This is a genomic window from Franzmannia pantelleriensis (genome assembly GCF_900102875.1).
Lineage (GTDB): Bacteria > Pseudomonadota > Gammaproteobacteria > Pseudomonadales > Halomonadaceae > Franzmannia > Franzmannia pantelleriensis.
This window is the reverse complement of sequence record NZ_FNGH01000001.1, coordinates 56,327-73,065: the sequence shown is the minus strand read 5'-3', so window position 1 is coordinate 73,065 and position 16,739 is coordinate 56,327. Positions and strand designations below refer to the sequence as shown.

Here is a 16,739-nt window from a genome sequence, read left to right as displayed (position 1 = left end):
GCAGCGCTGCGGCTGCATCGCGGTTGTAACCGCTCCTACAGAGGGAACGGCGCCGAGGCTAATGTAGGAGCAAATTCATTCGCGATGGGGTTGGCCTACCCTAGCAGCGCTGCGTGCTGCATCGCGGTTGAAACCGCTCCTACAGAGGGAGTGGCGCCAAGGCTAATGTAGTAGCGAATTCATTCGCGATGGGGTTGGCCTCAACTGGCGTCGCTGTCGGTAAGCCGCTTCTTGAGCTGCATGTAGGTGCCGTAGTGGCGGTCCAGATGGCGGCGCATGGCCGCTTCGGCGGCGTCAGGATTACGCGATTCAATGGCCTCGACGATCTCGATGTGCGCGGCCATGGCGGCCTTGTCTTCATCCTTCTGCTGCAGCACCTGGGCGCGGCGATCGTCGAGCCACTCGGAGAGCGATTCGTGGATGGCGTCGAAGATCGGGTTGCGGGCGATATTGGCCAGCACACCGTGGAAGGCGTTGTCGGAGCGCTTGAAGCGCGCTTCGTTACCCACCGCCTCGCGATTGTCATCGAGGGCGGCACGCAGCCGGGCGAGGTCGTCATCGCTGGCGTGCTGGGCGGCGTAGCGGGCCAGCGAGATCTCGAACATGGCCCGCGCTTCCTGAAAGTATTGCTGCCCATCGGGCTTGGAGAGCAGCTGGCGGGTCACCCCGGAGAGTCGCGCCATCACCGCCTCAGCGGTGGGCCGGATGACCCGCGCTCGGGTGCCGCTGTTGATGGCGATAAGCCCCAGCTGCTGCAGATGAAACAGCGCCTCGCGCACCGCCGGGCGGCCGACGCCGAACTGCTCCATCAGCTCGCGCTCGGAGGGCAGTTGGTCGTTCTCGCTCAGCCGCCCCTCGAGGATCTCGGCCTCGAGTTGTTCGGCGACCTGCTCGGACAGCGTCTTGCGCTCTACGCGGTACTTGCTCATCAGGGACCCTCTCGACTCTACTCAGGCGCCCGCCACGGGCTGCGACGCCGACACGCTGCCTATGTTACTGCATTATCCCTTTGTCGACAGCGCTCTATAGCGCCGTCAGTGGACTGATATCAAGCTGTTCGGCGAGGCTAGCATAGGTATCACGATTGGCACGGTCGAGCGGGATACCCTCGGCGTCGCGCTCAGCCATGCAGCGCCATTCGCGATCCCCCGGTGCCAGCACCTCGGCGCCCGCCACCGCAGGCTGGGCACGCAGATCCGCCAGGTATGCGCCGAGTCGCTGCTGGAACTGCTCGGCGTCGACGAAGCCTGCCGGGTTGATGGCCAGGAAGAAGTGGCTGACGCCTCGCGGCGTGGCCATGTCGTCACCGGCCATCGGCAACAGCCGAAACCCGTGGAGCATCCCCGATAGCGTCGAGCTGAGGATCTCGGCGAAACCGCCAAGGGCAGCGCCCTTGAAGCCGAACTCGCTGCCGCCCAGCGGCAGCAGCGCACTCACCTCCTGCGGCGTGCGCGTCACCTCACCGGCGGCGGTGGCCGCCACCTGATCGGGCAGCTGGCGGCCGATGGCAGCGTATTGCTGGACCCGATTCCAGGGAATCGAGCTGGTGGCCATATCGAACACATAGGGCTGCCCCCCCGCCACCGGCGCGGCGAAGGCAATGGGGTTGGTGCCGTGGAAGGCCCCTTCGCTCTGATGCAGCAGCACGAAGGGATCGGAGTTGCTTACCGTCAGCCCCAGCATGCCCTGCTCTGCCGCCGCCAGCGCATAGCAACCGGCAGCGCCGTAGTGCGACGAGTTGGCCACCGCCACCGCGCCCATGCCCACGTCCCGCGCCATCTCCACCGCATGCGCCATGGCGGTATAGCCGGCCAAATGGCCAATGGCGTGGTCGGCATCCAGATGGCCGGTGGCCGGCAGGCGCCGGGTAAATGCCGGCGCCGGGCTAGGGTTGATCCGCCCACCGGCAAGTGCCTCCAGGTAGTGCGGCAGCAGGCGCAGACCGTGACTATCGGTACCCCAGCGCGAGGCGGTGACCAACGCCCGGATCACCGCCTCGCGGCTGGCGGCATCGGCCCCGCGGCGGGCCAGCGCCTCGTCCATGAAGCGCTCCAGATCGTGGCGTGCCACGCGAATGGCGGTATAGGCATCGCTCATGGGCTCTCTCACCCTCCTCTGTGTGCGTCGATCAGCGATAGATCAGGGTCGGCAGCCACATCGAGATGGCCGGAATGAAGGTCACCAGCAGCAGGCACAGCACCAGCGGGATCAGGAACGGAATGGTGCCACGCATGCAGCGCTCGAAGCTGACGTTGGAGACCCGCGACAGTACGTAGAGCACCATGCCCACCGGCGGCGTCAGCAACCCGATCATCAGGTTGAGTACCATGATCACGCCGAAGTGCACCGGGTCGACCCCCACCGCCATGGCCATCGGCAGCAGCACCGGTACCAGGATGGTGATCGCGGCGATGGTCTCCATGAAGCAGCCGATGATGATCAGCACCACGTTGGAGAACAGCAGCACGGCGATCTTGCTGTCGGCAAACGGGCCGAGTACCGCTACCAGATGCTGGGTGACCTGGTTGCTGGACAGGATCCAGGCGAAGATCGACGCCGAGGCGACGATGAACAGGATGATCGCGGTGGTCTCGATGGTCTCCATGCTGACCTTGAGCAACTTGCGCCAGTTGAGGGTGCGATAGACCACCAGACCCAGAAACAGCGCATAGGCCACTGCCGCCACCGCCGATTCGGTGGGCGTGAAAACGCCGGTAATGATGCCGCCGACGATGATCACCGGTGTCATCAGCGACAGCACCGCGCGACCGAAGGTATGGCCCAGCACGCCAACCGAGAAGCGGGTGTCGGCGGTATAGCCGCGACGGCGCGAGATAATGAAGATCATCCCCATCAGCATGGCGCCCATCAGCAGCCCGGGAATCAGGCCGGCGGCGAACAGCTGGCCCACCGAGGCCGAGGCCATCACGCCGTAGATCACCATCGGCAGGCTGGGCGGGATGATCGGGCCGATGGTCGAGGAGGCAGCCGTGATGCCGACCGCAAACTCTTCGTCGTAGCCGGCATCCTTCATGGCTTTGATCTCGATGGTGCCGAGCCCACCGGCATCCGCCACCGCGGCGCCGGACATGCCCGAGAACACGATACTGGCACCCACGTTGACGTGACCGAGACCGCCACGCATCCAGCCCATCAGCGCCTTGGCAAAGTTGAAGATGCGTTCGGTGATGCCGGCGTTGTTCATCAGGCTGCCGGCGAAGATGAAGAACGGGATCGCCAGCAGCGGAAAGCTGTCGATGCCGTTGATCATGCGGTGGGCGACCACGATATCCGGCACCTGGCCGGAGATCACCACGAACAGCAGGCAGGCGCCAGCCAGGCTAATGGCAATGGGAACGCCGAGCACCAGCATGGTGAATAGCGCGAAGAACAGGAACGACAGATGGTAGCCGGTCACTGCCAGCACCACACAGCCGAGCACCGCAAGGCCCGAGAGCAGCGGTGTGACGATCGGCGCTCGCCAGCGCAGCATGGAAAGTCGAGACATCTGGAAGCACCCTTACTGACGTGCCGCGCGCATGCGCAGGACGATTCTCTGAATACCGCGGAACGCCATCACCACGAAGGCGGCAAAGACGGTGAAATAGATGATGCTCTTGGGCAGGTCGACCGAAATCATCATGCTGCCGGTGCGGTCGGCGAGCTTGTAGGTGACCCAGGCCATGGCGAAGTAGAAGCCCACGCTCACGGCTTCGGCGACGCCGGCCACCAGCTTGCCTAGCCAGTTGGGCATGTAGCGGTAGAAGAATTCCACCATGATATGGGTACCCTTGCGCACCGCCATGGCACTACCCACGAAGCCAACGCCGATCAGCAGATAGCGGGCGATCTCTTCGGTCCAGGTGGTCGAGTCGCCGAGCACATAGCGGGTGAAGAACTGCAGTGCGACGACGAAGATCAGCGCCCAGAAGATGACCAGGGTGAAATAGTCCTCGATCGCATAGTCGCTGAACCGGAACTTGTCATCTTCGAACGCCGACTCGAAGTCGATCATGGGGTCGACGGCATCGTCGAGGCCCTCGCTGTCTTTCGACATGACACTCCTCCTAGGGCCCGCTGCCCTCTAGGCAGCGGGCGCCTCAGTCGAAACCCGCTTACTGGCCGATGGCCTGCAGGCGCTCGTAGAGTTCCTCGTCCCAGTTGGCGTCGTCGCCGAGGTGGTACGGCACGGTGATCTCGCGGAACGGCGTGCGGTCCACTTCATTGACGGTGGTGCCCTGCTCCTCGAACCACTCGGCGAGCTCCGCCTCGGCCTGGAGGATGTCGGCGGTGTTGTTCTCGGCCGCTTCCATCAGCACCTCGCGGAAGATCTCCTGGTCCTCCTCGGAGAGCTGGTTCCAGCGAGTGCCGCTAATGATGGTAATCAGCGAGTCGGTGACGTGGCCGGTGAGGTTGATGTAGTCCTGGACTTCATGGAAGGCCATGGCACGGATCGCCGGCAGCGGGTTCTCCTGGGCATCCACCACGCCCTGCTGCAGCGCCAGATACACTTCGTCGAAGGCAATCGGCGTCGGGTTGGCGCCGGCGGCCCGCGGGAACATCATGTACAGCGGTGCGCCGGGCACGCGAATACGCAGATTTTCCATGTCCTCGGGCACGTTGACCGGGTTGTTGGAGGTGACGTGGCGCTCGCCATAGTAGTTCAGGGCGATCGGCACGTTGCCGGTGGCATCCTGGTAGCCGGCGGCGATCTCCTGGAACAGGTCGCTCTCGGCGTAGGCCTGCCAGTGATCGAAGTCGCGGAACATGTAGGGCGCCCCGGCAATGCCGATCGGCCCGTAGGAGTGGCCGGCGAACTGGCTGCCGGTGTAGATCATGTCCACGGTGCCCAGCGTCAGGCCTTCATTGATGTCCTCTTCGCTGCCCAGCGACGAAGCGGGGTGTACGCTGATGCTGTAGCGGCCATCGGTGCGCTCCTCGATCTCGTCGGCGGCCCACTCGGCCCACTGGTGGAAGGGCTCGGAGGTCTCGTAGACGTGGGCGAAACGCAGGTTTTCCTGGGCATAGGCGGAACTGGCCAGGCCAACCCCGGCCGCCAGCAGCGACACGGAAAACCAGCGGGCGAGCGAGTGATGGCGGTGAGTGTTGTTATGCATTGTGCGTACTCCTGTCGTTATCTTCGGATAGCGTTAGTGTTGTGCTGTATACGTATCATACCACCCAAGACGAAACCTAGCCGTTCACTGGACGCCTTGCAAGTCGCTATCGACTAACGGTGTAGTGCCCGGCAAGGGCGTCGCCTGCCCCACTGCTGGCGTGCAACTCGGCCAGCAGCGATGGCTCACCGAAGCCGCCGGCCTTGGTGATCACCGGACGCACGGGATCGCCGTCGCCCAGGCTCAGTACCACGCCGGGGGACCACTCCGCCGAGACCTTCAGGTAGCGCACCCCGAGTCGCACCAGAATGGCCAGCGCCGTGTCACCGCCGGTGGCGAACAGCAGCCCCGTCGGATGCGCCTCGAGCCAGTCGGCGGCGCTGTCTGCCAGGGCGCGGGCCACCTGCCCTGCATCGTCCTGGTTTCCGGGTTGAGGTCGCAACAGCAGCTGCTGTGGCAGCGACGCGGCGTCGCGCGTCTGCCCCGGGGTCAGTACTGCCAGGTTGGGCGCGGCGCGCATCAGCTGCTGGCACTGCTGCTGACTGCGCTGTGCCCGCGAGCCCACCACGTACAGCCGCGGCAGGGCCAGCGACATGTTCGGCTGTCGCCCCGACAGACGCCCGAACAGCCGCTGGGCAACGACCGCGGACAGCCCCGCCGCCCCGGCCAGGCAAAACCCTTGCTGCGTGCGCAGTACGCCATCGTAGAGCATGGCGAGCTCGCCCTCGCTGCTGGCGTCGACGATCGCGTCGTGGTGCGCCAGCACCAGCCCTGGCTGCGGCATGACCCGCGCCAGCGGCATGCCCGCCAAGGCGAACGCCTTGTCGATCGGCCCCTGCAGCGGTGCCGAGCGGGCGTCGTGATGATAGTCGCTATCGGCCAGGCGTACGCCCTCGACCCATACCTCGGCGGCACGGACTGCGCGGCGCTGGGCGGGCACCGCCGGCGCCAGCAGCAGTGGCAGTCCCAGGGCCTCCCGGAGCGCCTTGCACTCGGCGATCACCTGACCGCGCAGGGTGGAATCGACCTTCTTGAACCATAGCCCGGGCGCCAGCGCACGCAGCGCCTCGAAGGCGGCACTCACCCGCGCGGCGGCGTCCTGCGCCGACAGATGCCGCGATTCGACGTTGACCGCCACCACCTCGGGCGGCGCATCATGCCACTCGGCCACCTGCTGGCGCAGACGATCCGGCGATACCACTACCCGGGTATCGGCGCCGCGGGCGGCAAAGGGCGCACAGGCATCCAGCGCGCCGGTGAGATCATCGGCGATGATCGCCACCCGGCAGCGCGTCACGTCATGCCCCCGGCCACCAGGCGATGGGCATAGGCCAGCGCCGAGCCCAGGTTGGTGGCGTCGGCACGCCCCTGCCAGGCGATGTCGAAGGCCGTACCGTGATCCACCGAGGTGCGCTGGATCGGCAGGCCCAGGCTGACGTTGACGGTGGTATCGAAGGCGATCAGCTTGACCGGGATATGGCCCTGGTCGTGGTACTGCGCCACCACCAGGTCGAACTCGCCGCGACTGGCGCGATAGAACACCGTATCGGCGGAGATCGGCCCGCTCACCTCGACGCCGCGCTCGCGCAGCGCTTTCACCGCCGGGGCGATGCAGCGCTCGTCCTCGTCGCCGAAGATGCCGCCCTCGCCGCAGTGCGGATTGAGCCCGGCCACGGCGATGCGCGGCTGGGCCAGACCCAGCGCCTTGAGATGCGCCTGCCCCGCCTCGACGGTGGCGATGATGCGTTCGGGGGTCACCCGGTCAATCGCGCCGCGCAGCGACACATGGGTCGACACATGCAGGGTGGAGAGCGTCTCCGAGGCCAACAGCATGAACGACGACGGCGCGCCGGTAAGTGACGCCAGCATGCCGGTATGGCCATCGTAGTCGTGGCCGGCAGCGTGCAGCGCACCCTTGTTGAGCGGCGCGGTGACGATTACCCCGGCGTGGCGCGCCTGCACCAGCTGCACGGCACGCTCGACGCAGCGAAACGCCATGTCGCCGGCGGCGGCACTGATCTGGCCATCGGGGATCTCGACGCCCGGCGGCGCCTCGACGGCGGCAACCGCCACGCCATCATCGGGGAGCGGCTGCCCCGGCGCCCAGGGCACCAGCGCAACGCCTGCATCGATCATCTCGGCGGCGCGTCGAAAGATCGCCGGATCGCCGACCAGCAGGGTCTGGCGACGGGTATCCTCGGACATGGCGGCCACCGCCCGGCAGATGATCTCGGGGCCGATGCCGGCCGGATCGCCCATGGTGATGGCGGTGGCGAACGGGGGCGCTGCAGCACCCGCTGTCTGGGATTCACTCATGGCATTAATTGCCCTCCGTTGACTTCGATGACCTGACCGGTGACATAGCCGCTCAGCGCCTCGCTGGCGAGGAACAGGTAGGCACCCACGCACTCGTCGGCGGTTCCCAGTCGCCCCATGGGGATACTCGCCCGGGCCGCCGCCATGTGCGCGTCGTTGGAGTGGCGGGCGTGAAAATCGGTGGCGATGGTGCCGGGTGCGACGGCGTTGACGCGGATACCGTCGGCGGCCAGCTCCTTGGCCATGTTGCGGGTCAAGGTGCTGACGAAGCCCTTGGCCGAGGCGTAGAGTCCGGCACCGGGACCACCGCCGTTGCGCGCAGCAATTGACGTGGTATGGATGATGGTGCCGCCACCCGCGCGGCGCAGGTGCGGCAGCGCCGCCTGGGAAGCCATCACCAGCGAGCGCACGTTGAGATCCATGACCTGCTCATAGCGGTCGTCGTCGATCTCCTCGAGCGCCGCCCGGCCCAGCATGTCCCCGGCGTTGTTGATCAGCACATCGAGCCCGCCCAACTGGTCGGCGGCCTCATCGACGACCCGCCGTGCCTCTGCGCTGCGGCTGAGGTCACCTTTGAGGGTCACCGCGTCGCCGCCCGCCGCACGGATCGCGTCGGCGACCTGTTCGGCTCCTTCCCCGCTGGCGTGGTAGTGCACCCCGACCCGCGCGCCGAGCGTGCCCAGCTGCAGGGCCACCGCCGCGCCGATCCCGCGGCTGGCGCCGGTGATCAGTACGCGCTTTCCTTTCCACTCCTCGAACATGGCATTACTCCCGGGGCCTTGCGATCATGCCAGATGATGCGCTACGCCCTATCGATATCCGGTACATTTCGCTGTTATAGTCTTGGCATACCTTTCATACAAGACGACATCAATAACATGATAGGCAATACTAGGCCAGTCACCAGCTCGCCGCTACGGGAGGCATAATGAGCACGCAAACAACACCCGACCTTCTCCCCCACGACCTCGACCGCGCGCTGCTGGTCGGACGCGCCTGGCACGATTCGCCGCGCCCGCGTCCGGTGCTGATCACCGTGCGTCAGGGTGAGGTGATCGACATCAGCCACCTGGGGCCGACCATGGCCGATCTGCTCGAGCGCGACGATCTGGTCGAGGCACTGCGCAGCGCCGAGGGTGAGTCGCTGGGCAAGGTCCAGACCCTGCTCGACAACTCGCTGGCCGAGCCCCAGCGCGCCCCCTACCTGCTGGCCCCCTGCGACGTGCAGGCGGTGAAGGCGTGCGGGGTGACCTTCGCGGTAAGCCTGCTGGAGCGCGTCATCGAGGAGCAGGCCGGCGGCGATCCGGGACGTGCCAACACCCTGCGCAGCGAGCTGCAGGCGCTGATCGGCAGCGACCTGTCGCGCATCGTGCCGGGCTCCGACGAGGCCATGTCGCTAAAGCGTGAGCTGCAGAGCCGCGGCGGCTGGTCGCAGTACATGGAGGTCGGCATCGGCCCCGACGCCGAGGTGTTCTCCAAGGCTCCGCCGCTGTCGTCGGTGGGCTTCGGCACCCATGTGGGCCTGCACCCCTCTTCGCAGTGGAACAATCCGGAGCCGGAGATCGTGCTGGCGGTGGATAGCCGCGGCGAGGTCAAGGGGGCGACGCTCGGCAACGACGTCAACCTGCGCGACGTCGAAGGCCGCAGCGCCCTGCTGCTGGGCAAGGCCAAGGACAACAACGCCTCCAGCGCCATCGGCCCGTTCATTCGCGTGTTCGACGACGGCTTCGGCATCGACGACGTACGCCGCGCCAAGGTCTCGCTGCGTATCGAAGGGCAAGACGACGACTTCCTGCTCGAGGGCGAGAGCGACATGGCCGAGATCAGTCGCGACCCCCTCGACCTGGTACGCCAGACCATCGGCGCCCACCACCAGTACCCGGATGGCGTCATGCTCTACCTCGGCACCATGTTCTCGCCGATCCAGGATCGCGACGGCCAGGGTCAGGGCTTTACCCACCACCTGGGCGACACGGTGACCATTGCCACCCCGGCACTGGGGGCCCTGGTCAACCGGGTCGGTCGCAGCGACCAGCTGCCGCCCTGGACCTACGGCATTCGCCAACTGATGCGCGATCTCGGCCAGCGGTAAGGAGAACAACGCTCATGAGCACAGACACGCTACTCGATGCCCTGCACCAGCGCCTTGGCCAGCGCGGCCTGCTCCGCGACCCCGAGGATATGACCCGCTATACCGTCGACTGGGCCGGTGAACGGCTCGGCCAGCCGCTGGCGGTGGCCCGCCCGGCCAGCACCGATGAGGTCGCCGAGACGCTGCGGCTGTGCCGGCAGCACGGCGTGGCGGTGTCGCCACAGGGCGGCCATAGCGGCCTGGTAGCCGGTGCCCTGCCGGCGGCCGACGGCGGTGAACTGGTGATCAGCCTGGAGCGCATGGACCGGGTCCGCGACATCGATCCGATCAACTTCAGCATGACCGTCGACGCCGGCTGTATCCTCGACAACGTCAAGCAGGCGGCGGCCGAGCATGACTGCGATTTCCCGCTCTCTCTGGGCGCCCAGGGCAGCTGTCAGATCGGTGGCAATATTGCCACCAACGCCGGCGGCCTCAACGTGCTGCGCTACGGCATGATGCGCGAGCTGGTACTGGGGCTGGAGGTGGTGCTTGCCGACGGACGCATCTGGCACGGCCTCAAGGCGCTGCATAAGGACAACCGCGGCTACCCGCTGCAGCAGCTGCTGCTGGGCAGTGAAGGTACCCTGGGGATCGTCACCGGCGCAGTGCTCAAGCTCTCGCCGCGGGCGACCCAGAGCCGCACCGCGCTGCTCGGCCTGCCCTCGGTGGAGGCGGTGATTGCCCTCTACGGGCTGGCGCGCCGCGACTGCAGCGACCTGCTTAGCGCCTTCGAGCTGATCCCGCGGCGCTGCCTGGAACTGGCCATGGAAGCCACGCCGACACTCAACGACCCACTTGACGACGCTTACCCCTGGTATGTGCTGATGGAGGTCGCCGCCAGTGGACCATTGGACCTCGGCGCGATGCTCGAACACCTGCTCGAACAGGGCATGGAACGCGAGCTGGTGCTCGATGGCGCCCTGGCCGCCAGCGACACCCAGGGCCAGCAGCTGTGGCAGTTCCGCGAGAGCATGCTGGAGGGCCAGCGGCGCTACGGCGAGCACCTGCGTACCGATGTCTCGGTGCCCATTTCGCGGATTCCGGATGTCGTCGAGCGCGCCTCGACCGCCATCATGGCGGCGTCGCCGGACTGCGAGATCATCGCCTACGGCCACGTCGGCGACGGCAACCTGCACGTCAATGTCCTGCCCCCCAGGGGTATGGCAGACGCCGACAAGCACGACCACCTGCATGAGCTGGAGGCTCTGCTGTTCGAGGTGGTGGATGAGGTCGGCGGCAGCATCAGCGCCGAGCACGGCATCGGCCGCACCAAGCAGGCCGCCTACCTGGCGCGACTGTCGCCGCTGGAGCGCGAGCTGGCAGACGGCATCAAGACGCTGTTCGATCCCGAGCACGGGCTCAACCCAGGGCGAATTCTGCCGCAGTCCTGATGCTCGGCTAACCTAATGCCCCATCCGTTGAACGCTGATGTCTCGCTACCGATACACCTTGCTACGGTGAGCGATGCGCACGACCAGGATGCGGATGGTAGCGTCGTCAATATCGGCAATGATCCGGTAGTTGCCGACACGGTACCGCCACACCTGACTCAGCCGACCCGTCAGGGGCTTGCCGAGCTGGCGTGGATCATCCAATGGCTGGATGCGTCGGCGCAGAAAGTTCCGAATGCGCTGGGCATCCGTATGGCCAATAGCCTTGAGTTGCTTGACCGCTTCGTCCGTGAGCTCAATCCTCCAGGCCAAGCTCGCGCTCCACGTCATCCAGGCTATGAGTCTCCATCTCGCCGAGGCGCACCTGCTCCAGGGTCTTCTCGGCCAGGTAGATATCCTCAAGATCATCCAGGTGCTCGAGGATCGCCTCACGTGCGTAGAAGCTCTTGGTACGGCCAGTCGCCTTTGCCAGCGCCTCTAGGCGCTCTTCAATCTCGATCGGTAGACGCAACGCCAACATACCAAAATCCTCCACTAGGCGATTTGCTATACAAGTATAGCCGAAATTTTGAGCACACCGCCCAGTTGCCAGAATATTTTGTTGACTACACCAAGAAAATTTTCAGCTGGCAACGCAACGCCGTTTTTTTCTTAACCTGGAACGCCCCCAATCGCTATTGAGATTGCATCACCGACTAGCGCGTCGCGAAACGCCCCGCCAGGCCGCGCAGCGCCTCGACGAACAGCACGGTATCGACCCCCACGCCGACGAAGGTGCAGCCGGCATCGAGATAGCGCTGCGCCTCGCTTTCATCGACGGTGACGATGCCCGCCGCCTTACCGGCGGCGCGAATGCGCGCGACGCCGTCGTCGACCGCTGCCACCACGTCGGGGTGCCCCAGGTCGCCGAGGTGCCCCATCGCCGCGGAGAGATCCGCCGGCCCGATGAAGACCCCGTCGACGCCTTCCACCGCGGCAATCGCCTCGAGATTCTCCAGGCCACGCAGGGTCTCGACCTGGACCAGCAGGCACATCTGGCGGTTGGCCTGCTGCGGATAGTCGGCTACCTGCCCCCAGCGCGCCGCCCGCGACAGCACGTGGCCCACCCCGCGCATCCCCTCGGGGGGATAGCGCATCGCCGCCACCAGCGCGGCGGCCTGCTCGGCCGACTCGACCATCGGCACCAGCAGGTTCTGTACGCCGATGTCCAGATAGCGTTTGATCAGCACCGGGTCGCCCACCGGCGGGCGTACCACCGGGGCGCTGACGTAGGGCGCCATGGCCTGCAGCTGGGCCAGCAGGCTGGCGACATCGTTGGGGGCGTGCTCGGCGTCGAGCAGCAGCCAGTCGAAACCCGCCGTGGCGGCCATCTCGGTAACGTAGGGGCTGGCCATGCCGAGCCAGATCCCGGTCTGCGGCTCTCCCGCCAGCAGCCGGGTCTTGAAGACGTTTTCCTGCATCACGCTTCCCTTATGTAGACGCTTTCTTGGCGTTTAACCGCGGCGCTCGAGCTCGCCTATCACCTCCGGCACCGTCAGCGCCGGATCGTCGATGCTCTGGTAAAGCGCATTGACCGCCGCGGCGACCCCGCGCTCGACGCCGAGCTCGTCGGTCATGGTGTGATAGTAGCCCAGGTCCTTGCTGGCGTTGGCGACACTGAAGCGGAAGCCGCCTGGGTCACCGTCGGCGATATAGGGGCGCAGGCGTTCGAACACCACCCCGCCGCCGCCGCCCTTGCCGAGCACCTCGAGCAGCGCGGCGTCGTCGATGCCGGCCCGCCGCGACGCCGCCGCGGCTTCGGCGAGTACCGCCGAGAAACCCAGCGAGACGAAGTTATGCAGCAGCTTGAGGGTATGACCGGCGCTGACATCACCCGCATGGGCGATATTCTCGGCGAAGCACGCCAGTACCGGCCGCACCTCGTCGAACAGCGCCTGGGGCGCGCCGACGATCAGGTTGAGGCGCCCCTCCTCGGCCTCCTTGGGAGTGCGGGTCATGGCGGCGTCCATAAAGCGGCCGCCGGCCTGGGTGACGCGCGCCGCGACCTGTTGCGTGGAACTCGGCAGCGCGGTGGAGCAGTCGACCACCACCGCCCCGGGGGCCAGGCCCTCCAGCACGCCGCCGGGCTCGAACAGTACCGCCTCGACCTGCGGCGAGCCGGTCACGCACAGCAGTACCAGCTCGGCCGATTCGGCCACCTCGCGGGCGCTTGCCCGGGACTGGGCGCCCGCCGCCAGCAGGTCATCCACCGGTTGATTGCCAGGATGATCGAGAAAGGCCAGCGAATGCCCGGCCTGGAGCAGGTTCTTGGCAATGCCGTGGCCCATCAGCCCGACGCCGACAATACCGATGCGAAACATGCGATCAGATGATTCAGGAGAGCGGCTCATAGTGGCCTCCATGGCAAGATAACGGTATAAAAAAGGGCCCCATCAGTCATGCTTGATGGCCACGGTCTTGATCCTCGTGTAGCTGCGCAGCCCCTCGAAGCCCTTCTCGCGACCGTGGCCGGAGCGCCCCACCCCGCCGAACGGCAGCTCGATGCCGCCACCGGCGCCGTAGTTGTTGACGAACACCTGGCCGCTGCGGATGCCGCGGGCCAGGCGCAGCTGGCGGCCGCCGTCGCGGGTCCAGACCCCGGCACACAGGCCGAAGTCGGTGGCGTTGGCCAGGCGCAGCGCTTCGGCTTCGTCATCGAAGACCTGCACCGCCAGCACCGGGCCGAACAGTTCCTCGTGCAGCACCGCATGCCCCGCGGGGATCTCGCTGAGCAGGTGCGGCACCACGAAGTGCCCCTCCTGTGATGCCCCCTCGGCCAGTTGGCCGCGGGCGGCGATGCGGATGCCATCGGCCTCGGCGGCGGCCAGGCGTGCCTCGAGCCGCGACTTCTGGCGGGCGTTGATCAGCGGCCCGCAGTCGGCGTCGGCCTCACCGGCATCGCAGCGCAGCGCCGCGAAGCGCTCCACCAGGCGCCCGGTGAAGGCCTCGGCGATCTCGCGCTGCACCAGCAGCCGGCTGCCCGCCGAGCAGGTCTGACCGGCGTTCTGGATGATCCCCTTCACTACGCTGTCGAAGGCGGCGTCGAGGTCGGCATCGGCGAACACGATCTGCGGCGACTTGCCACCCAGCTCCAGGGTCACCGGCACATGGTGCACCGCCGCCGCCTGGGTCACCTGGGTGCCGGTCTCCGGAGAGCCGGTAAAGGAGAGATGATCGATTCCCGGGTGCGAGGCCAGCGCCGCACCGGCCTCGCGGCCGAGCCCCGGCACCACGTTGAGAACGCCAGCCGGCAGGCCCTGCTGCATGGCCAGCTCGGCCAGTCGCAGCACGCTCAGGCAGGCGTCCTCGGCGGGCTTGAGCACCACCGTATTGCCGGTGGCCAGCGCCGCGGCAATGCAGCGGCCGAAAATCTGCGACGGGTAGTTCCAGGGGATGATCTGGCCGCAGACCCCATGGGGTTCGCGCAGGGTCATCACCGTGACGCCGGTCTCGTAGGGGATGGTCTCGCCGTGCAGCTTGTCGGCACCGCCGCCGTAGAAGCGGAAGTAGCGCGCACAGGCAGTGATATCGGCACGGGCCTGGGTCAGCGGCTTGCCGGTGTCGAGGCACTCCAGCGCCGCTAGGTGCTCGTGATCGGCCTCGATGACGGCGGCCATGGCCAGCAACCAGGCGCCGCGTTCACGGGTACTCCAGCGCGACCAGTCGCCCTCGAAGGCACGGCGCGCGGCGCTCACCGCGGCGTCCACGTCCGCTGCCTGGCAGCGCGCGATACGCGTGGTGACCCGCCCGCTGGCCGGGGCTTCCATATCCAGGGTGGCCGGGGTGGCCTGCCATTCGCCGCCGATCAGCGCCGCCTGGGGCGGCATCGCAGGGCTCTCCATCATTGTCATTCTCCTTTATCCATATACCAGATTGACCAACCCCATGGAGATCCATGGCATATAGGTGATCAGCATCAGACAGGCCATGACCACCAGCACGAAACGCAGCAGCCAGGGCAGCATCTGGTCCAGTGAGATCTTGGCCACCGCGCAGGCGGCAAACAGGTTCACGCCCAGCGGCGGCGTGATCATGCCCAGCGCCAGGTTGACCACCATCACCAGGCCGAAATGTACCGGATGAATGCCGAACTGCATGGCGATCGGCGTCAGAATCGGCGCCAGCACCAGGATCGCGGCGGAGGTCTCGATGAACATGCCCACCACCAGCAGCAAGGCATTGACCACCAGCAGGAACATCAGCGGGTTGTCGATGGCGGCGGTGACCGCATTGGCAATCTGCGCCGGCAGGCCGATGCGGCTGAGCAGGAAGCTGAACAGCGAAGCGGCGGCGATGATCAGCATCACCGCGGCGGTGGAGATCACGCTCTGGCGCAGGATCGGCACCAGGTCGCCCAGCTTCAGTTCACGGTAGTAGAAGCCGCCGACGATCAGTGCATAGAACACCGCCACCGCCGAGGCCTCGGTGGGGGTGAATACGCCGCCGTAGATGCCGCCGATCACCACCACCGGCATCAGCATCGCCGCCCAGGCGCGCTGGAAGGAGGTGACGAAGCCGGTGCTGTCCTTGTAGTCCTCCTTGCCGAAGCCGCGCGCCTTGCAGAACAGGTAGAGGAACAGGATCAGCGCCCCGCCGATCAGGAACCCCGGCCCCACGCCGGCCAGGAACAGCTGGCCAATGGAGGTATCGGTGCTGACCCCGTAGAGGATCAGCGGGATCGACGGCGGAATCAGCACCCCGAGCTCCGCCGAAGAGGCCTGGATCGAGGCCGCCAGCGGCCGCGGGTAGCCGTGCTTGACCATCGCCGGGATCAGGATCGCGCCGATGGCGAAGGTGGTCGCCACGCTGGAGCCGGAGACCGCGGCGAACATCATGCAGGTCAGCACGCAGGACATCGCCAGGCCCCCCTGCACCTGGCCGACGATCGACTTGGCCAGGTCGACCAGGCGCTGGGAGATCCCGCCGGCGGCCATCAGGTTGCCGGCCAGGATGAAGAACGGGATGGCCATCAGCGGAAACTTGTCGATGCCGATGAACATCTGCTGCGGCACCAGCAGCAGCGGCAGCCGGGTGAAGAATTCGATGCCGATGATCGAGGCCAGCATGATCGAGATGGCGATCGGCACGCCGAAGGCGAACAGGATCAGCAGCGAGAGTCCGATAACCAGGTTCATGAGCGCGACCCTCCCTTGCCACCAGGTTCATCACCAGCGGCGATGTCGTGCTGAGCCTCTTGTACCTGCTGCAGCTCGACCTCGGGGCTGACCTCGCTGTTGTCGGGCCCCACCGGCTCGCGCCCGCTGAGCTGGGCAAACAGTCGCGCCAGGGCCGCCACGATGGCGAACGCCGACCCGGTGGGGATCGCCGCATAGGCGTAGGACATCGAGATGTTCATCCCCGACATGGTCTGATTGCTGACCCGTCCGGTCATCAGGATGCCGAAGTAGATCAACACCCCCAGCACCAGCAGGCAGCACAGCACGATGGCGGTTTCCAGCCATAGCGCAAAACGTGTGGGTATGACCTTGTAGATGGCCTCCACGGCCATCATGTAGCCGCCGCGGAAGGTGGCCGCCGCGGCCATGAAGACGCACCAGATCATCGCCGCCCGCGAGGCGACTTCGGTCCAGGTCGAGGGGGCGTTGAACACGAAGCGGGTCAACACCTGATAGAAACTGAGCGTCACCGAGATCACCAGCATGACAATCGCAACGGCCATGGCCAGACGCGTCAGCTGGTGCTCGAAGCGCAGAAATGCAGCGAGCATAGGATCACCAAGAG

The 16,739-nt window shown here is 66.4% G+C and carries 17 protein-coding genes; 2 read left to right on the top strand and 15 right to left on the bottom strand.

Going from position 1 to position 16,739, the window contains the following annotated elements; all coding sequences use genetic code 11:
• Positions 1 to 200 precede the first annotated feature (200 nt).
• The 8 genes from nanR to BLT16_RS00155 form a co-directional block, all read right to left on the bottom strand.
• Positions 201 to 929, bottom strand: coding sequence for a transcriptional regulator NanR (gene nanR / locus BLT16_RS00190; RefSeq protein ID WP_089656424.1), 729 nt, complete (start codon positions 927 to 929; stop codon positions 201 to 203).
• A 94-nt stretch (positions 930 to 1,023) separates the two neighbouring features.
• Entirely contained in the window at positions 1,024 to 2,097 is a 1,074-nt protein-coding gene (locus BLT16_RS00185) for an Ldh family oxidoreductase (RefSeq protein ID WP_089656423.1), read from the bottom strand.
• Positions 2,098 to 2,128: 31 nt separating this feature from the next.
• Positions 2,129 to 3,508 (bottom strand): TRAP transporter large permease, encoded by a 1,380-nt coding sequence (locus BLT16_RS00180; RefSeq protein ID WP_089656422.1) that lies wholly within the window; start codon positions 3,506 to 3,508, stop codon positions 2,129 to 2,131.
• A gap of 12 nt (positions 3,509 to 3,520) precedes the next feature.
• Positions 3,521 to 4,057 (bottom strand): TRAP transporter small permease, encoded by a 537-nt coding sequence (locus tag BLT16_RS00175; protein ID WP_089656421.1) that lies wholly within the window; start codon positions 4,055 to 4,057, stop codon positions 3,521 to 3,523.
• A gap of 58 nt (positions 4,058 to 4,115) precedes the next feature.
• Positions 4,116 to 5,117, bottom strand: coding sequence for a sialic acid TRAP transporter substrate-binding protein SiaP (locus BLT16_RS00170; RefSeq protein ID WP_089656420.1), 1,002 nt, complete (start codon positions 5,115 to 5,117; stop codon positions 4,116 to 4,118).
• Positions 5,118 to 5,223: 106 nt separating this feature from the next.
• Complete coding sequence (locus BLT16_RS00165) at positions 5,224 to 6,414, bottom strand: four-carbon acid sugar kinase family protein (RefSeq protein ID WP_089656419.1); 1,191 nt, start codon at positions 6,412 to 6,414, stop codon at positions 5,224 to 5,226.
• On the bottom strand, positions 6,411 to 7,433 hold the full coding sequence (pdxA, locus tag BLT16_RS00160) for a 4-hydroxythreonine-4-phosphate dehydrogenase PdxA (protein WP_245701368.1): 1,023 nt from the start codon (positions 7,431 to 7,433) through the stop codon (positions 6,411 to 6,413). The genes BLT16_RS00165 and pdxA overlap by 4 nt, the downstream gene beginning before the upstream one ends.
• On the bottom strand, positions 7,430 to 8,194 hold the full coding sequence (locus BLT16_RS00155) for an SDR family NAD(P)-dependent oxidoreductase (RefSeq protein ID WP_089656418.1): 765 nt from the start codon (positions 8,192 to 8,194) through the stop codon (positions 7,430 to 7,432). The genes pdxA and BLT16_RS00155 overlap by 4 nt, the downstream gene beginning before the upstream one ends.
• Positions 8,195 to 8,361: 167 nt before the next feature.
• Here BLT16_RS00155 and BLT16_RS00150 point away from each other — a divergent pair, with 167 nt between their 5' ends.
• The gene (locus BLT16_RS00150) at positions 8,362 to 9,525 is read left to right on the top strand and encodes a fumarylacetoacetate hydrolase family protein (protein WP_089656417.1); all 1,164 of its coding nucleotides are present in this window, start codon (positions 8,362 to 8,364) and stop codon (positions 9,523 to 9,525) included.
• A 14-nt stretch (positions 9,526 to 9,539) separates the two neighbouring features.
• A complete protein-coding gene (locus BLT16_RS00145) occupies positions 9,540 to 10,958 on the top strand; it encodes an FAD-binding oxidoreductase (protein WP_089656416.1) in 1,419 nt (472 codons plus the stop codon).
• Between the two features lie 45 nt (positions 10,959 to 11,003).
• Here the strand turns inward: BLT16_RS00145 and BLT16_RS00140 are convergent, their stop codons facing one another.
• The 7 genes from BLT16_RS00140 to BLT16_RS00110 all read right to left on the bottom strand — a co-directional run bounded on the left by BLT16_RS00140 (position 11,004) and on the right by BLT16_RS00110 (position 16,725).
• Positions 11,004 to 11,270 carry a type II toxin-antitoxin system RelE family toxin gene (locus tag BLT16_RS00140; RefSeq protein ID WP_218124379.1) on the bottom strand — a complete coding sequence of 89 codons (267 nt, stop codon included), beginning with the start codon at positions 11,268 to 11,270 and terminating at the stop codon, positions 11,004 to 11,006.
• Positions 11,254 to 11,478, bottom strand: coding sequence for a type II toxin-antitoxin system RelB family antitoxin (gene relB, locus BLT16_RS00135; RefSeq protein ID WP_089656414.1), 225 nt, complete (start codon positions 11,476 to 11,478; stop codon positions 11,254 to 11,256). Before relB ends, BLT16_RS00140 begins: the two co-directional genes overlap by 17 nt.
• A 175-nt stretch (positions 11,479 to 11,653) precedes the next feature.
• Positions 11,654 to 12,418, bottom strand: a complete 765-nt coding sequence (gene hpaI, locus BLT16_RS00130) for a 4-hydroxy-2-oxoheptanedioate aldolase (protein WP_089656413.1) — start codon at positions 12,416 to 12,418, stop codon at positions 11,654 to 11,656.
• A 33-nt stretch (positions 12,419 to 12,451) separates the two neighbouring features.
• On the bottom strand, positions 12,452 to 13,348 hold the full coding sequence (locus BLT16_RS00125; RefSeq protein WP_245701367.1) for an NAD(P)-dependent oxidoreductase: 897 nt from the start codon (positions 13,346 to 13,348) through the stop codon (positions 12,452 to 12,454).
• Positions 13,349 to 13,390: 42 nt separating this feature from the next.
• Positions 13,391 to 14,842 (bottom strand): aldehyde dehydrogenase family protein, encoded by a 1,452-nt coding sequence (locus BLT16_RS00120; protein WP_176817116.1) that lies wholly within the window; start codon positions 14,840 to 14,842, stop codon positions 13,391 to 13,393.
• A gap of 12 nt (positions 14,843 to 14,854) precedes the next feature.
• The gene (locus tag BLT16_RS00115) at positions 14,855 to 16,132 is read right to left on the bottom strand and encodes a TRAP transporter large permease (protein WP_089656411.1); all 1,278 of its coding nucleotides are present in this window, start codon (positions 16,130 to 16,132) and stop codon (positions 14,855 to 14,857) included.
• Complete coding sequence (locus BLT16_RS00110; RefSeq protein WP_089656410.1) at positions 16,129 to 16,725, bottom strand: TRAP transporter small permease; 597 nt, start codon at positions 16,723 to 16,725, stop codon at positions 16,129 to 16,131. Before BLT16_RS00110 ends, BLT16_RS00115 begins: the two co-directional genes overlap by 4 nt.
• Positions 16,726 to 16,739 lie beyond the last annotated feature (14 nt).